This window comes from Kaistella faecalis (genome assembly GCF_019195395.1).
GTDB classification, from domain to species: Bacteria; Bacteroidota; Bacteroidia; order Flavobacteriales; family Weeksellaceae; genus Kaistella; species Kaistella faecalis.
This window is the reverse complement of the sequence record NZ_CP078067.1, coordinates 78,868-95,820: the sequence shown is the minus strand read 5'-3', so window position 1 is coordinate 95,820 and position 16,953 is coordinate 78,868. Positions and strand designations below refer to the sequence as shown.

The window sequence follows — 16,953 nt, the reverse complement described above, 5'->3', positions numbered from 1 at the left end:
TTCAAAATAAATTTGCGCCTTTAGTTCAAGAATCCGGCTTGGGACTTTTAGATATAATGGTTCTCATTACACCCGGCAGCCACCGCTGCAGACCTACGAAAAGTCTGCCGTGCGCCGTGAACACGTAATTTCTTTTTCGTCTGATCACCGCCCTTACCATTACTTTTGCGGCTTTCTCAGCGGGCCATATTAAATTGGCCGGACGCGGATCTGTCCTCTCGGGATGCCATACGCCGTCATTATCCATCCTTGCAATTTCAGAAGCCACGAATCCCGGATGCAGCGTCGTGCAGCTCACTCCTGTACCCATCAGCTCCACCTGAAGACTGAGTCCGATGGAATGTACTGCCGCTTTTGAGGCGCCGTACGCACTCAGATTGGGATTGGGAAGAAAAGCACCCACGCTCCCTACAAGACCGATTCTTCCTCCTGTCTTCTTTAAATGCGGCAGTGCGTATTTCACGGTTAGCGCTAAACCGGTTACATTCCCCTGTAACTGCCTGCTCCAGTCTTTAGCGGTCAGATTTTCTATGCTTCCGAAAACGCCGAAGCCCGCATTCGCCATCACCACATCCATCCTTCCCCAAGCCAGAATCAGCTGCTCCACCGCCATCTCAATGCCAGATTCATCCAGAATGTCGCACGGTATTACGAGGGCCTCACCGCCGGATGCTGCAATTTCTGCTGCCAATTCTTCCAGAAGGTCCCTGCGCCTGGCGGAGAGCACCACTTTGTAGCCCAGTCCCGCCCATTCCCGCGCCAGTGCTTTGCCGATGCCCGACGAGGCACCGGTAATCCATACGACGTTTTCTTTTGAATTTTTCATGATCTGTATTTTGGTATGCGTAAATGATCAAGTGGCAACAAATATAATAAAGGCTGCTCAGTCCAAACCAAACGCAGCGGTACAGGCGGATTCATTCACGGAATAATAGTATTGCCCGACTTCGTCATTGGAGTGCATTCAGTTCACAGGTCAGAAGTTCGTAGTTCTCTTCATCAAAACTTACCAGCATTACTTTTTCAACCGCAGTTTGCCCTTCCAGGAAGCGTGCTACGGTCGCTACTGCAATTTTTGCGGCTTTGTCTTTCGGAAACCGGTAAACTCCTGTACTGATCGCCGGAAAAGCCACCGTGCGGCATCCGTATTCCACCGCGAGTTCCAGTGAGCACGTATAACACTGCGCCAGTTTTTCTTCTTCGTTGCGATTTCCGTTATTCCAGACCGGGCCCACCGTATGAATGACATATTTTGCGGCCAGCTTTCCCGCAGTGGTAATCACCGCTTCACCTATTTTACACCCACCCTGTTTTGCTACAATCTTCCGGCATTCCTCCAGGATTTCTTTTCCGCCGGCACGGTGAATAGCTCCGTCTACCCCGCCGCCGCCCAACAGCGAAGTATTGGCGGCATTTACCACCGCATCCGCAGGAACTTGGGTGAGGTCTCCTTTGATAATTTCTATTTTGGAAGTTGACTGGATCATGTGATTATTGAAGATCTTAAGGTTTTTTTACAAATCAAATATAAAAAATTACCACCAACCGGTTTCGGGTGAAAACACGGTTTGGGAAGAACGCAAGAGGTTTGAAAATTTGAATAAAAGAATCAGCTGCTTATTGACCCGCAGGTTACAATACTTACCCCAGACAGAACAGCTATGGTAAATGCGGTTTTAGCAGTTGTTAAGACAGCAGTTTTACCTCAATACCTTTTCGCAGAGTATGGTGTATTTCTGCAATCTGATCGACCTTTTTGATGAGAGCGGAAATCTCTTCGGGCGTCATTGCAGGCGCCTCGACGGAAACTTCGTAAAAAATATTCCTGGCAGATTCGCCTTCGCCCCCGAATTCTCCGGAAACTGATATTTTTACTGCCGAGATTTCTACATTTTCCTTTTTAGCTTCGCGATACAAATCATTACAAAAACAGGTGGCCAGAGAAAGGAATAAAAGTTCGCCACCATTAACCGAAAGACCATAGCCGTCCGCCTTTGTATCGATGGTCATATCTTTCAGATTAGCTTCAGTGCTGACGGTAATTTCGTTACTCCGAAAGGAATTGGTTATGCATGCTGAAATTTTCATTGTTCTTCACCGTTAAGCGGTCCCCCGCGAATATTATCTATTATAACAATCGTCTGATCTGTAAGTTGGCTTAATTCTACCTCTAAAGTCGCTCAACTTTATAATCGTCCAGCATTACCGTAGCGTACGCTTTTTACCCGGATTTTATCATCACTTCAGGATTGAGCAAAAAGATTGATTTTTACAAACCTGTCAGCGCTCCGTTTTCTCTGTTTGGTCTTTAATTTCCCTGTTCGGTTTTCCTGTCAAGGAAAGTCTCTATCATCGGAACAACAAGATTACTTTCTTTAAAGTCCGGTGTCAGTGTAGTAATTTCTCCGATATACTGTCCATGTCCGCCTGGAATTATAGCTAATTCTGAATGGGCAATCTTTCTGTGAAGTTCCAGAGCATGTTCTGGAGTAATGACGTCCCTGTCTCCAATTATAATAAGGGTTGGTGCCTGTATGGACTTAATGGGCGCGTCGGGAATGTCTTTAAAGTTCAGCATTCTCTTTACATCCCGGTCGTGCATTATCGGTAAGCCATTAGGGTCAGCTGCCACTTTTTTATAACCGGCTTTCAGTGGTGCAGGCATATTATCGAGCGTAGCCTGCTTCATAAAATCCCAAAACCACTCTGGAACGCCGTTGCGTTTGGCAAGTGGCGAACCTAAAATAATCTTGCCCACAATTTCAGGATGTCTTATGGCAATCTGCATAGTCGTTGTTCCACCGTTGCTGAATCCAAGAAAGTCAGCTCTGTTGATGTTTAAGTTTTTTAGAAGGGTGGCAACATCGTCTGCATCCTGTTCAAAGGTCAGGTCTGCATGTCGGTCGCCTGTTCTGCCATGGGCTTGCAATTCGACTGCGATCACTTTTCTTTTCCTGGAGAGCAAGGGAATGAGTTTCTCAAAATTAGTCTGAATCGTGGAACCGCCACCGTGAATTAAAACGATAGGTTTTCCCTCGCCATAAATCTCGTAATACATTTGAAGTCCGTTCACCACGGAATATCCACTTGTCATTTCAATATTTTTTATGTGCTGAAGCCTCAAAAACGGTCTGATTTTGCTCCGCACTTTTACAGCAGCATAAATCCTGCCTTTTTATACATGGTCTGTTCTTTTTTTCAGTCTCTTAAGAACTTTAGTATATAATTTTGAATTTCTATTCTCTGCCTTTCATTAGCCTTGTCGTCCATTTCATTATGGATGGTATTGGCCAATTTTACTGTTTTTATTTTATACTTTTCAGTTTCCTTCCCGGTCGGTAACACCCCTTCATCTGCCGGTTGATCGCTTGACCGCAATGAATACACCCTGACCTTTTCTGATTTTGGCAAAGGCATTCTCCGGTTGTCTAATGTTATTATTTTTTTAACTGTTCCCGGATATTTCTGCGGGAAAAGCGCGGTCATATCCCCGCCGTTTGAATGTCCGATAAGTGTTATGTTTTTGAAATCTAATTCCGGATTTGTGGTTTTGAGTCTGTTGATAACGAATAAAATATTATCTGCACCACGATCCCAGAACGGCCTTCTTACAGTTTGCGGAATTCCTGTTAAAGGGATTAAACTGTCAGTTTTAAGTTCGTGCTGGATGCTTACCACGAAAAATCCTTCTCTTGCCAAAAATTCCGTCAGATAGGTGTACGCCAAATAATCGCCACCTTTATTCTGCCCATAACCATGACTGAAAATGACCGGTTTCTGTTTTCCGGATACTTTGGAAGCCGGTTTATACACAGCAACAGGAATGGCTCTCTGTCTGCTTTGGTCGTATAAGGTCAAAGTATCCAGACGGTACTTAAATTGGGGTTGGTCTGCAACAGAGTTCCCGGACGTTGAACAACCTGCAAAAAGCGTGATGATGAGAAAATAAAGTAATTTATTCATCTGCTGAAAGTGTTTTTATAGTTATTATTTTGAAATGCACCCCACATGGTGTCTTGAATCCATCATTTCGCAGGAATGAGGATGCTGAGTGCCGTTGAGTCTTTCGTTTTTATTAAATCTTTTATTTAGCTTCCGCATTTCTTATTTCCTTGCAGTTAAAGCTTCCAGTAAATAAAATTTGCATCACGTTTGGTTTCAATGAAGTTTAATTTTTGCAGCAATTTTATTGAAGAACTGTTCTCTTTGAGCGTAGCTGCTGTAATATTGACGGACGGATCAACAGTTAAAACCCAATTAATCAAACATTTTGCTGCTTCCTCTGCATATCCCCTTCCTCTATCGGCTTCTATAAATCCATAGCCAATATCGCAACTGTTATTTAAATGATCAAAGCCTTTAAACCCAATATCTCCAATGATTTCCTCAGTTTCTTTTTTGATGACCATCCAGGATTCGAAGCCTGTTGGAGAACTTACTTTTGATAAATTTGCTATTATTCTTGGTATGTCTAAAGTTTCTGAATCCGGGCAGTTTCTGCCTTTTTGTAATCCCATTCTTTCAAGGATATCGTAGTTTTCATTCAGAATTTCTGCGCAAATTTCCATTGTAAACGGAATTAATAACAGCCTTTCGCTGAAAATTGATTTCGGTAATGGTATTGTATTTTTCAAATAATAAAATTTATAATCTGCGAAGGTAAAAAGGTAGTTAGGTATTGCTTTTATCTGTATCCATATATGGTAAATGTCCCGTTATCTTCTTCATACGGGATGTTCAGTTCATTTAATAGCTGTTCAAATGCATCGGTCGCGTCATGGATTTTGGGACTAACCAAACGGCCCTGGTACTCAGCAAACTGAGGCCTAACTTTAATATATTCAATCGCAAAAAACAGCGACATTCCTTCCTTGTAAAAGGGATTCCAGTCACCTAACCAATGGGGTTGATGATCGATCTGAACTTCTGCGAAAGTTTTATTTTCCAGTATTAATTTTTCAACATAGGGTGGCGCAAATGGTAATTTTGCTACTGCACTTTGTAGCTCCAGCCATTTGGTATCATTCATTACAGCGCTCAGACCTTTCCCGGCAACAACTTTTCTCACTTTTTCCCGCAATTCCCGTGTCTCACCATCATTCTGAATGTAGTACTTATATTTTTCTCTTTCAGAAACATTCGCGTCTTCAAAAATACTGAAGTGTCCCGGATGTTGGTCGCCTTTTTCCATAAGCTTATAATACAGTTATTAAGAAGAACAGGCTGATGCAAACCAAAATTGGAAAATAAAACCGCCCGGAGCAAAATGCTTTTTCTGATTTATCTCGCCTAACGTTTCGGTATTTCTGTTGTCGGGGACTTTTATAACTGATCTTTGTAAATATAACAAAAACAAAAGTTAGCGAAAATCTTTATGAGGTAAAACTTCCACCCCGCTAATAGAAATGTATTGTTTGGCGATGTTTTTTTTATTGCAGATAATTTTGGCTATACGTTTCTGTGCTTGCCGAAAGCGGGCTTTTCGTGGCTGAAACTTTCGACTGAAATATAAATTTCTACCGAAGCACAAATTTTTTATCTGAAAACTTCCCGCCGGCTATTGCCACACCCTTTTAGCAGAGGGACTTTTTATCTAATTTGTTTGAGAATCCAACTCATAGTTTCTTTAGAATCCATAATGCTCCAGGAATGAGGATGTATTGATCCATTTAATCGTTTCCCCTTCTTAAATGTGGTAATTACTTCTGCATTTTTGTTTCCTTTCAGTTGAAGCATATTGATCATTGCGGAAATATTTGTACAGTTTAAATCATAAAGATCTCGATGCCTGTTTTCTAATTGCCATTCGACGCCCGGTTCGGTATAAATTAAGATGGGGATATTTGCGAGATATTTTGCGTTGCCTCCATCTTCTTTCCGATAAGTGAACATAGAGTATTTTTCATATTCATCCGGTAAATCAGTTGGACTTCCTCCAAAAGTAGTATTGAAATCATTAATTACCCAATTGGCTTCGCCAACACCAACTTCCGAAAAATCCCGTTTAATTTCTCTTGCCGCTCTTTGATACATATGTTCAAAATCGAGTGGAACATCAACTGCAAAAATTGCTTTTGGAATAAATGAGGTGTTTTTATCTCTTACCGCTCTTTCTGCAAAAGTAACTGAAAGCATTCCTCCACCGGAAAAACCCCCTAAAACAATTTTATCATTTGAAATAGTATATTCTTTCATCAAATGAATGGCTATTCTGTTGGTTTTATCTAATTCTTCTATCATTTTTGTGGAACCATCCGAGAAATGCGGTAAAATAACTATGAAATTATTTTTTACAGCAAATTTAGGCAGGTCGATTTGCTTTAATACATCTTCAGGTGTTTCACCTCCTCCGTGAAATAAAAATAAAATAGCAGTTGGTTTTTTCTTCGGAACTATTTTCAGGTAATAATCATCAGGATTTTCTAATTTAATCTTCTCTGTTTTCTGAGCGAAAATACTCAAGGTAAAAATAAGAAGAACTAGTATTAAAATTCTGTGTTTCATTTGTGGAGTAGTGTTTGGTAAGTCGTTCTGCTAAGGGTTGGGTATTTCTGTTGGCGGGATAAAAATACGAAAACTTTCTACTTGCTAAAATCTTAGTAAATCGCTAAAATCTTCGATGTAAACTTCAACCCCGCTAATTGAAATACACTGTTATCTGCAGTTACTTTTCCGCGTATTCTTTTTCAAGATAATTTTTAGTTTCTTTGAAATATTCAGACAAACCTGAAAACTCATGTTCTCCAGGATACCAATTTGCAAATTTCCAATATCTCCATTTTTCATTTACATTTTTAGGTGGAATTAAAAGAAAATATTGTTCTTCGTCTTTTCCTGCAATTAGAATACTATTTTCAAGTTCAGGTAAATAGTTGTAAGATTCAATGGTATGCTTTTCAATATTTCTTAAATAATCAATTTGTTCAACTTTATGAAACGTAGGTTCAACATTGTTTGGAGCACTAAAACCATTAGAAATTTTTAAAAACTCTTTGTAGTCTTCGGGAAGAATAATTCCAAGTCTTTTTTCAACATTTTGGATTTGTTCATTTTTGATAGGCTCAAAACCTAGCCAATTATTTTCAATCTGAAATTTAGTTGCGGTTTCATTTGCTTCTCCAATTTTAACTGAAAATATTGAAATTGCTATCAAAAGTTCTTTCATTGCAGTGTCTTTATGTAATTCTGACTAACGTTAAATTTAAACATTGATAATCAGTTAGTTATATTTTCAAAATTTTATATTTAAAAATAGTGAAATTTTATTCGTTAGCGGCTAAAAACAACTTCGTTTTCGAGTAGGGGAATTGCAGATAACTCCAAATATACGCAATTAATCCATAACCACGAATCATGGTTTTTACTCATTATCAGATGTTTGTGTACACAAAACCATTGCGTATGATGAATAAATTAAATGATGAGTTATCCATAATGCGAATATAATTATTCCATCACCTGTAACGTCCGCAGCCATCCCTACCATAAGCAAACACGATCCCATGTTTTTCGTTCTACTTTATGGCCTATTGCAGGATAGTGTATGGATAGTGTATGGATAGTGTATGGATAGTGTATGAAACTGAACAGTGTAGCGGCTGATACATTTTTAGTCATTGAACTGAAATCCGACAGCCGGATTATTCTGCCGTCTACACGCTCTCCCCACTCACCTTAAAAGTTTTTGATATAAGAATCGAAATCACCCAGCGATTGATCCTCATAGATTTTCGCAAACTGCGCAAACTGGTAAAAACCGTACTTGTACGGATCTGCACCAAGTTCCTCATAATGGTCATTGAAATATTGAACGGGATCCTCTCCCTCCGGAACCGGATTAGGCAGCTGTTTTACCATTTTCTTTGCATAGTCGTAGCACTGTTTCAGCTCCTGCGTATGCCCGGTTTTCCTCCAGTACAGGATGGCAATGGTATTGGCAGTGTACTCATTGCGGTACAGGTTGGGGTCAGATTTCCCTGAGGCATGCTGCAGCGCATGTCCCATTTCGTGAGCCACATAAAAGCCGTTGAAAAAATACCCAAACATCTTTTCCCCTTCTTCAGCGCTGCCCGCCAGTTTGGCGAAAAAGGCCTTCTGCTCAGGAATAACCTCACGCCACACCGGAAGATTCACCTGATTGCTTTTGCTTGAGTAAAAGATCAGATAAGGCTGCGTATTCACAATGGCCGACGGCGTCACGACAATCACCGGTGCGATGGCATTCACTTTAACCGTGAAATCTTTAACGACAGTATTGGCATCAGCGGTGAGTGCTGCAGCGTCGTGGTAAAGTTTAAACATTTTCCCTTGCGCATGCATACTTAATGATGCGGAGAACAACATAAGGATCAGAATTTTTTTCATGGCAGTGTTTTTTATAGGGAGTCGGTTCCCCGGTGAAATAAGTAATCAGTCCAGACTGGAAGAAGAAACAACCTCCCTTTTTCAATACCGTGAAATTACAAAAACACCTCAAAAAAGCACTGCGTGTTTTCACCCATTTACAATGACGGGTGTATAATGCTAATAAGATCAAGGGTTTCGCTGAAGTTAAACAGACAGTTCCTGTGCTTCAAAAATCTTCACAGGCTTCTTATCCTCGCCGATTGCAACAAGCGTAAAATCGCCGCTCACCGCCTTTTCTCTCATATCCCTGTACATTTCCTCAATGTAAATATCGATAGAAACCTTCAGGCTGCTGTTTCCTACATATTTCACACGGCCAATAAGTTCAACCAGTGTATCTGCAGGAATAGGTTTTTTGAAATCGATGCGGTCGCAGCTTACAGTAACAAAAGATTTGCGTGCAAAGCGCGTGGCCGTCATAAAGGCAACTTCGTCCATCATTTCCATAACTTTGCCTCCGAACATCGTGTTGTGATGATTGGTGGTGTTGGGAAAAACGACTTTAAAAACGTGAGTTTCAGAAGATTTAATTTGGTCTTCGTAATTCATCTCTGTATATTTTATAATTAAACATTGAAATGAATAAAATCCTGGAGATTTTACTTCAGATCGCGAAAGTTTTTTGGGGATCCGACTTACTCCTAAAGCAGATTACGGTTGCGCGACAGTTCGTGAGTTACACACGATTCACCCTTTACAGGCTGCAAATATAGAGAAAAAATCCAGTCCCGAAGCAGGTCTCTGCTTTTGTATTAAAATTTGTATTTCAGGTCTGGTGAAGAGGTTGAAGTAAAAACCCATCACAACAAGCGTCTACCTGAGTTGAAGGGAAATAAAGATCTTCCACTAACCTGCCGCTCAGCCAAAAGACGCTCACGGTTCGCGATGCGGCCTGTTTTGTGCTATTCTGAAACCAAGATCATCAATTTTAAATTTCAATGGGTGACTCCGTCTGCGGGTGGTCGACATTACGCTGCGTTCTGCGTCACAAAAACCTCCCCCACGGAAAATACGGTAAGAGCCATAAACTTCGGTGTCGTAAAGGTCTGTACACCATTCCCACACATTGCCCAGCATATCATAGAGTCCCCAGGCATTGGGTTCCTTCTTTCCCACCTTATGGGTTTTGTTTTCTGAGTTCTCTTTATACCAGGCAATTGATTCCAGTTCACCGTACCGTATTCCTTTTGTCCCTGCTTTGCAGGCATATTCCCATTCGGCTTCTGTGGGTAAGCGGAAGCCGTTTGCTGATGCATCAAAGATGATTTCTCCGCTTTCATCATCAGTTGCATAACAGGGTTTCAGGTCATTCTGATCCGAAAGTTTATTGCAGAACAGCACCGCATCCTTAAAAGTTACGGTTTCTACAGGCAGATCACCTCCTTTAAAAGTGCTTGGATTTTCATTGGTAACCTCAGAATATAAGTCCTGGGTCACAAGATATCTGGAAAGCAGAAAGGGTTCGATACCAACCGTCCATCGCGCTTTGGTTCTGTCATCACGCAGCTCAATACTTCCTTTGGGTATTTCAGCCATTTGGCCAAAAACAGCTGACGTCCTCATCGGGCAGCATGTATTTTTAATACTTCAGGAGTTGAATTAACAAAGCGCTTTTTGTTATTTCCATTGAAGTGGGTTAAACTTTTACTTTTATAACCGCGCCCGCCGAAACTACCGATGATCAGTGAGATGACTGGTGTTCCAGTGGGTGTCCGTAGAGCGGTGGTCAGGGAAACAGGGGCCGTCGCGGTTTTCATTTTTGAACAGCATAATTAAGTTCCACTACTCCATTCTTGAATTGATTTGTAGATAATAAATCGAGTTTCGTCTGTTGCCCATATTCAGGAAACAGGCGGATCCCTGTACCAAGGAGTATAGGATTCACAAACAGCCAGTATCCGTCAATCAGGTTCAATGACAGAAGCGAATGGGTTGCCGTAGGGCTTCCGAACAGCAAAATTTCACTTCCCGGCTTGTTTTTAATGTCCAGTAACAGTTCCCCTATCTGATCGCTGAGGAAGGTGGTTTCTGGCCGTTCAGCGTCACGAATTGTTTTAGACAAAACCAGTTTATGGGCGCTTTTATACCATGCTGAATGTTCGGTGTCGTGTCTGGATGCATTGGGCTGCGCAGCGGCATCGGGCCAATACTCTTCCATCATCTCATAGGTTTTGCGGCCGTACAGCGCAGTGTCGGTCTGGCTTATACGATGACCCACATGATCAAATATTTCCTCATCAGCTTTGATCCAGTCCATCTCCCCTTCGGGACCCGCCACAAAACCGTCGAGGGAAATGTGCATAAATGAAATTATATTTCTCATCCTGATATTTTAATGGGTTGTCTGATTTTATAATAATTTGCCCCACCATGATGGAAAAAGAACAGCTGTCGGTCAGGAGTTGCGAACGAAGGAGCTGTGGAGTGACGTCCGTGGATTTCTGTTGGCGGGACTTATAATAACTTGTTTTGTAAATATAACGAAAAGAACAATTAGCAAAACTCTCCATCCCGTAAACTTCAACCCCGCTTATAGAACCAGCGGTTTATTTCGGTGTTTTAGCCAAAATTTCTAGCAGTTGATAGCTGTTATGACTATATGAATCTAATGGAGGATTGGCTGTATAAGTTTTTCTGAGTTTAAGTTGATATTCAAAGTTTTCTTCATAATCAAATCCTTCTATGCTCACCACTTTGGTCCATTCCTGGGAATTCGACTCTTTTATTTTCATGGCTTTGATCGGTTCAAAGTCAGGTGGAATGGCGTAGTCTACATATTTGTCATGTACGGTCGCAGTAACAGTCGAAATGTTGCCGGTATCTTCATCTCTACTGCAACTTATGGTTAACAGCGCAACCAGGGAAAATATGGAAAGCAAGTAAATAATCTTTTTCATTTTTTTCTTTTTAATATCGGCTAACGTTTGGGTATTTCTTTTGTCGGGGCTTCTATAACTTGTTTTGTAAATATAACGAAAAGAACAACTCGCGAAAATCATTATGATGTAAACTTCAACCCCGCTAGTAGAAATGCCTTGTTGCAGTTTTATTATGCAAGTCCATGAGTTCCGAAATATTCAACAATTTTTTTAGAAATATTAATTCTAGAATTTAAATAGCAATCTCCCCCATCCATTACATGGATTTTTTCTTCTCTCCAATCGCTCATATAACCACAAAAACAAAATACATTAATTATTTTTTCTCCATTTTCATTTATTAAAACTGAGTATTGGCGGAAATAATATCTTAAGTCAATTTTTTCGTCATTAAAATTCCTTTTATTAGATTCATTTTCCTTATTCCATTTTTCAATCTTAAGTTTTAACTCATTATTGAATTTATTTACAGCTTCAACCAAATTCGTATTGATAATTTTCAATTCCGATTTTGATAATGTCGTCTTTTTCTCTGTTTTATCATCAAAAACGGCAATATAGTTTCTTTCTTCTAAAGTGTCTGATTTTTTAAATTCTTGAAATTGCACAACGACAGGTTCTAGATTGTCTTTTTTATTACATGAAAATGACGAAAATATGATAAGTAGTAATGTGAATTTTCTCATTAAGAATTTGTTAGATGGCTTTGCGAAAAATTGCGTACAACGTTTGGGTATTTCTGTTGGTGGGGATTATGATAACTGGTTTCTGTAAGTATAACGAAAGGAACAGCTGCTGAAAATATTGATAAAGTAAACTTCAATCCCGCCAATAGAATACACTGTCTAATTCACAATAATATTTCCATTACTATCGTAATTAAATCCCCAGATTATTTCACTTGTAGAAACTAATTCATCATAATTATAACGCTTCTCAGTATATTTTCTAAAATTATTTTTTGAGAGACTTCGGTAGAAATACTCATCCAATAAAAAAAACTTTTTAGTTGGATTTATTGAAGAATCATAATTTTCAAATGTTCGGGTTATTTTCTCGCCAACATTTGTTCCGTTATTCTGATTAAAAAATTCAGTCTTTATTAGATTATCTTTAGAATCATAATAAAATTTTTCAATATACGTCCAGATATAATCATTAGGATCGTTCGGATCATAAGGCATATTGGGAAATGTAGTGATAATTTCTACAAGCTTATTATCTGCGTAAGTGAAGTTTAATTTTTTATTTAGAAAATGGTGTGCCGAAGGAATCTCCTTTGTCAAAATTTGGTTTTGCGGATTTAACGAGTAATTCTTGGTTTCTTTAAGAACAGAAAACTCTGCTGAAGACGAAAAATTTTCAACTAAAACATTTTGATTTGAATAAACTAAAGTTGTAAAAACATTTTTCGAAAAGGCTCCGTTAAATCCCGATGAACTAGAGATGGGTACAAATCCTCCAATTTTTTTTACTAATTTTTCTTGATGATCATATTCAAAATAAAAATCTATTTCATTCGTATTTATCCAATTACCTGATTTATTTAAATCAATTTTAATATTTGTTATTAAAGGGTTTGTTGTTTCATCAAGAATTGGCTCTTCATCTCTTGAACAGGATAAAAATATTGTTCCTAAAAATAAAATTGTAAAGAGTTTCCGCATTTTTTATAATATTACAGCTAACTCCAAATATACGCATTTAACCAACACATCTACAGTTAATTCCCTCAGTAACAAAGAAGATTGCAATTCAAAATCAGAAGACGGAGGAGATGATGATATTATTTAATTTAATGAAGTCAGTTTAAAAACCATCCAAATGTTCCGGTTTTCCCTGAGGTCAGTACAAATTTGCGGGAAAACCCAGGGAAAGCATACCATGCTCGTCTTAAACAACATAAAATGTAAAATGGTGTACAGAATCTTTGCAGTAGTACAACGCAAATCAAACTTTGTGAACCTGCATAAATTTGCCGCCTAACTTTATCGCTTTTTGCTTGCTTTTTGTCATAGAATATGTTAGCTGTAGTTGTAATTTTTTTAATTTTTTTTTGTAGTCATTTTTTTGTATAAGCTAAAAATAGTATTAGCTAAAAATGAACAAATTGAAAGTATCGAAAAGGGTAGAAGAAATTCATCATTTTTTTGTTTAATCAATATCATTGTTCCACATATCAATATCATTTGGGTTATTGATAAGATTTTATTTGTATTAGTCCTTAAAAGAGAAAGAATTCCATAACCTAAAAAGTAAAATATTAGAATAATTGGGAAATATAACTTTGTAAAGTGATTTAGTTTGTTCAATCTTCCCCAAGAAATTGTATGATTAAATCCATTTGGAGCAAAAAAATAAAAAATAACAAATAATCATAATCAGAATTACCAAATAGAATTTACTTTGAAATATTATATTTAAAAATTTCATTTATTTTTTATGTTTAAGCACAATTTTGGCTGCTATTACAGCTAACGTTTGGGTATTTCTGTTGGCGGGACTTGTTATAATTGCTTTTTGTAAATATAACAAAAGGAGCAATTAGCTAAAACCTTCATGATGTAAACGTCAACCCCGCTAATAGAAATACTTTGTTATAGGCAGTTTTTATTTTTCATCGCGCTTATTAATTCCATCGATTTTATTAGAAGGCAAATTTGCATATATTCCACTTACTTTATTAGGTAATGCAATCATATATTCAATTATTACATTTATCAAATCGAATAATTGAGAAACTGTTTCAGGATTATCTGTATCTATTTGTCCTGGATGAACAGCATCATTTCCTGTTACACGAACAACATCAAGTGATTGTTGAACAATTTGGGGAAGTCCTTTCTTAACAAGGTTCTTTATATCTGTGTTTATATTTTCTCCTTGTTCTCCAAGTTCTTTGCATAAAACTTGAATTGAAAGTCGTAATAATGCAGCTGCACCTCGTGGTGATTTATTACTAATTGATGCAGCTTCAAGGTATAAGTTTTTTACATTTTGAGGCATTTCAGTATTTGGGAATGGTGAACTGCCAGTTGTAGGGAAATACATCTTGTCTTTTATCCAAATTGAAGTTTCATTACAATGTTGACAAGTAGCAGAACCTAAAATATTTAACGATTTTTGTGCCCAGTTGTCAAATTTCATATCTCTTGTTTGCCATTCTTGTTTTGCTAGAACTCCACAGTGAGGACAGGTAAAAGAATTCTCTAACGATTTTGGTAGAATATATTTCATTTGTGCTGTGTCTTTTTAAAATTGCAGGTAACGTTCGGGTATTTCTGTTGGCGGGCTTATTAGAATTGCTTTTTGTAAATATAACAAAAAGAACAATTAGCAAAAATCTTTATGATGTAAACGTCAAACCCGCTAATAGAAATACTTTGTTACCTGCTGTGTTTCTATAATTTTTCAGAATAATGTTTGTCAGAAATTACTGGTTCAGCAAATCCAATAGTTCCGTTATTTTCCAATTCAGTTAATTTAATAAATATCTCATTATAATTTTTTTCAAAAGGAATTTCCATAACAAAATAATTTCCTCCCGCCCCTTCGCTTTCACACCCTAAATCTTTGAATTCATCACGCAAATCTTGGGAATCCAGGTTTTCGTCTATCAGAATTATTTGAATTGTTGAGTTTCCACTTGGTTCAACAACTTTTCTGAAAGTCAATCGTTCTTCATAATTGTCATATTCTGCGTATACAATATCACCACAAGAAAATTTTGGCCCATAAAAAGGAATATTATCAATTTTATAAAGTCCTTTTTCAGCATCTATAATTTCTGTCCAAAGAGTTTCAACGACAATTTCGTCGAGAACGTCACTAAAATATCGAACTAAAATCTTTTCAGAATTATAAGATTGCATCATCGTCAAACATTTCTTCAACATTATTTAAGACTTCGCAATCACAATAACCTCCATTTTCTTGAAGCCAATTTTTGACTTCCTGAATGTTTTCTATTTTGTATTCTTGCAAAAATTCATTTGTTAATTTTAACGAATCATCACAATCATATTCACCAAGTTTTTCATCCAAAAAGTCAAATAACTGAGTGAATTTTTCTCTTGAAATTGGAAGCGAATTTTCAAATTCAAGTTTTGCTTTTTCTCTCAATTCTTTTTTGATTTGTTTTCTTCTTTCAATTTCGTTTTTATCTGGCATTTTCCTTTGGATAACGTTTTTTATAAACTTGCAGCTAACGTTTGGGTATTTCTGCAGGCGGGCTAAAAATACGAAAACTTTGCTACTTCCTAAAAACTTAATTAATCGCTAAAATCTTCGATGAAAACTTCATACCCGCTTGTAGAAATACCTTGTTGTACGACTTTTTTTTAAGATTTATTTTTTTTGTCGAATTATAACTCGAGTTCTCTGCGGTAATTTATTGCTGAAAATATAGCTCCAAACATAAATTGAGTCATTTTCCCAACTTATTATTTGCTGCTTCCAAGAATCTTTAGATTCATTAATTATTTTTCCTTTTTGATTTAATTTTTTCGAAATAAGTTTGATATTATTCTTGTAAATTTTAGAAATTATGGAATCATTGTCTTTAGGTTTACTCCAGGCATATTCAATAACTCTAACTACGCTATCTTTTTTTGTGAAAAAGTAAGAAATAGTGTTTTTTAAATTTGCTGTATCTCTCCAAAAAACAAATGGTTGTTCAAATTCATATTTCTTAATATCAGGAAAATAGGATTCACCTAATGTCATCTTATATGGTTTTCTCACTTGAATTCCCTTATTTTGGTCTTCTATTGTACCAATTTCTTCTGCGAATTTTCTTTGAAAATTAAAATTCGTGTTCTTAATGGAATATTCTCTCTGGATTTTTTCATTTTTCTTACAACTCAAAAAAAAGAATAAAGTGAAAATTAGGGGAACTATTCTATTCATGGCTGATTTATAAAATGTCGTACAACGGTTGGGTATTTCTGCAGGTGGGCTAAAAATACGAAAACTTTCTACTTGCTAAAAACTTAATTAACCGCTAAAGTCTTCGATGAAAACTTCGTACCCGCTTGTAGAAATAGCATGTTATCTACAGTTTTTATTTACTAATTTTTTCTCGTTCCTGTTCATTCATTGTCCTAATTTCGTACACCGACATTTTATTATTTTCCATAAAATTTATGATGTTATAAATTGCATTTCCTTTAAGCGTATCATTTTTTAAAGCGAATGTAATTTGTAAAGGGATCTGTGAATTATTGACAATATTTGCTTTGTATTTTTTTAAAATTTGAATGATATCATTCGTCTTAATTGCAGTGCTTTTCTGAATTTTTAAAATATTTTTTTTAACTATTTTAATTGAATCCTCTCTAGAAAGTGCTGTCAAATTTCCACACATTAGAACAGGATTTTCTAGATAATTGATTAAATAGTATGATTTAGAACTGTCAGAAATCATAAAATGAATCGCTCCAATATGATAGTCATCGTTGTATCTTTTGTCTTTATGTATTTCAATTATTTCCAATGAATCTGATTGTAGATTGTTTTTAATACTGTCTAATTTTCTATTATTTTCAGAAACGCTAAAATAATTGTTATGCACCAATAGTTTTGAGCCGTCGTCATTTTGCTTTTTGGAACAACCAGAAAGGAGAAGTATAATTGTCAAAAAAAATGCTAATCTCATTTTAAAAATTAT

Annotated in this window: 21 protein-coding genes; all 21 read right to left on the bottom strand. The window is 37.1% G+C overall.

Going from position 1 to position 16,953, the window contains the following annotated elements; genetic code table 11:
- Positions 1-25: 25 nt before the first annotated feature.
- The gene (locus tag KTV93_RS00520; RefSeq protein ID WP_218249382.1) at positions 26-826 is read right to left on the bottom strand and encodes an SDR family NAD(P)-dependent oxidoreductase; all 801 of its coding nucleotides are present in this window, start codon (positions 824-826) and stop codon (positions 26-28) included.
- Positions 827-950: 124 nt separating this feature from the next.
- Complete coding sequence (locus KTV93_RS00515; RefSeq protein ID WP_218249381.1) at positions 951-1,487, bottom strand: O-acetyl-ADP-ribose deacetylase; 537 nt, start codon at positions 1,485-1,487, stop codon at positions 951-953.
- Between the two features lie 199 nt (positions 1,488-1,686).
- Complete coding sequence (locus KTV93_RS00510) at positions 1,687-2,088, bottom strand: OsmC family protein (RefSeq protein ID WP_218249380.1); 402 nt, start codon at positions 2,086-2,088, stop codon at positions 1,687-1,689.
- Between the two features lie 220 nt (positions 2,089-2,308).
- Entirely contained in the window at positions 2,309-3,094 is a 786-nt protein-coding gene (locus KTV93_RS00505) for an alpha/beta fold hydrolase (RefSeq protein ID WP_218249379.1), read from the bottom strand.
- Between the two features lie 104 nt (positions 3,095-3,198).
- On the bottom strand, positions 3,199-3,963 hold the full coding sequence (locus tag KTV93_RS00500) for an alpha/beta hydrolase family protein (protein WP_218249378.1): 765 nt from the start codon (positions 3,961-3,963) through the stop codon (positions 3,199-3,201).
- A gap of 155 nt (positions 3,964-4,118) precedes the next feature.
- Complete coding sequence (locus tag KTV93_RS00495) at positions 4,119-4,634, bottom strand: GNAT family N-acetyltransferase (protein ID WP_218249377.1); 516 nt, start codon at positions 4,632-4,634, stop codon at positions 4,119-4,121.
- A gap of 50 nt (positions 4,635-4,684) precedes the next feature.
- The gene (locus KTV93_RS00490) at positions 4,685-5,191 is read right to left on the bottom strand and encodes a DUF6678 family protein (protein WP_218249376.1); all 507 of its coding nucleotides are present in this window, start codon (positions 5,189-5,191) and stop codon (positions 4,685-4,687) included.
- Between the two features lie 398 nt (positions 5,192-5,589).
- Complete coding sequence (locus KTV93_RS00485; RefSeq protein ID WP_218249375.1) at positions 5,590-6,504, bottom strand: hypothetical protein; 915 nt, start codon at positions 6,502-6,504, stop codon at positions 5,590-5,592.
- A 160-nt stretch (positions 6,505-6,664) separates the two neighbouring features.
- Positions 6,665-7,165, bottom strand: coding sequence for an SMI1/KNR4 family protein (locus KTV93_RS00480; protein WP_218249374.1), 501 nt, complete (start codon positions 7,163-7,165; stop codon positions 6,665-6,667).
- Positions 7,166-7,674: 509 nt separating this feature from the next.
- A complete protein-coding gene (locus KTV93_RS00475) occupies positions 7,675-8,364 on the bottom strand; it encodes a hypothetical protein (RefSeq protein ID WP_218249373.1) in 690 nt (229 codons plus the stop codon).
- Positions 8,365-8,550: 186 nt separating this feature from the next.
- A complete protein-coding gene (locus KTV93_RS00470) occupies positions 8,551-8,955 on the bottom strand; it encodes an acyl-CoA thioesterase (RefSeq protein WP_218249372.1) in 405 nt (134 codons plus the stop codon).
- 324 nt (positions 8,956-9,279) lie between these two features.
- Positions 9,280-9,969 carry a formylglycine-generating enzyme family protein gene (locus KTV93_RS00465; protein WP_218249371.1) on the bottom strand — a complete coding sequence of 230 codons (690 nt, stop codon included), beginning with the start codon at positions 9,967-9,969 and terminating at the stop codon, positions 9,280-9,282.
- A 190-nt stretch (positions 9,970-10,159) separates the two neighbouring features.
- Positions 10,160-10,729, bottom strand: coding sequence for a dihydrofolate reductase family protein (locus KTV93_RS00460; protein WP_218249370.1), 570 nt, complete (start codon positions 10,727-10,729; stop codon positions 10,160-10,162).
- A gap of 223 nt (positions 10,730-10,952) precedes the next feature.
- Positions 10,953-11,303 carry a DUF4377 domain-containing protein gene (locus tag KTV93_RS00455; RefSeq protein WP_218249369.1) on the bottom strand — a complete coding sequence of 117 codons (351 nt, stop codon included), beginning with the start codon at positions 11,301-11,303 and terminating at the stop codon, positions 10,953-10,955.
- Positions 11,304-11,455: 152 nt separating this feature from the next.
- Positions 11,456-11,971 carry a hypothetical protein gene (locus KTV93_RS00450; RefSeq protein WP_218249368.1) on the bottom strand — a complete coding sequence of 172 codons (516 nt, stop codon included), beginning with the start codon at positions 11,969-11,971 and terminating at the stop codon, positions 11,456-11,458.
- 159 nt (positions 11,972-12,130) lie between these two features.
- Entirely contained in the window at positions 12,131-12,952 is an 822-nt protein-coding gene (locus KTV93_RS00445) for a hypothetical protein (RefSeq protein ID WP_218249367.1), read from the bottom strand.
- A gap of 943 nt (positions 12,953-13,895) precedes the next feature.
- Positions 13,896-14,522, bottom strand: a complete 627-nt coding sequence (locus KTV93_RS00440; protein WP_218249366.1) for a DUF4145 domain-containing protein — start codon at positions 14,520-14,522, stop codon at positions 13,896-13,898.
- Positions 14,523-14,686: 164 nt separating this feature from the next.
- The gene (locus KTV93_RS00435) at positions 14,687-15,160 is read right to left on the bottom strand and encodes a DUF4265 domain-containing protein (protein ID WP_218249365.1); all 474 of its coding nucleotides are present in this window, start codon (positions 15,158-15,160) and stop codon (positions 14,687-14,689) included.
- Positions 15,144-15,455 (bottom strand): DUF2695 domain-containing protein, encoded by a 312-nt coding sequence (locus KTV93_RS00430; RefSeq protein WP_218249364.1) that lies wholly within the window; start codon positions 15,453-15,455, stop codon positions 15,144-15,146. Before KTV93_RS00430 ends, KTV93_RS00435 begins: the two co-directional genes overlap by 17 nt.
- Before the next feature lie 177 nt (positions 15,456-15,632).
- Entirely contained in the window at positions 15,633-16,193 is a 561-nt protein-coding gene (locus KTV93_RS00425; RefSeq protein ID WP_218249363.1) for a hypothetical protein, read from the bottom strand.
- 154 nt (positions 16,194-16,347) lie between these two features.
- A complete protein-coding gene (locus tag KTV93_RS00420; protein ID WP_218249362.1) occupies positions 16,348-16,941 on the bottom strand; it encodes a hypothetical protein in 594 nt (197 codons plus the stop codon).
- Positions 16,942-16,953 lie beyond the last annotated feature (12 nt).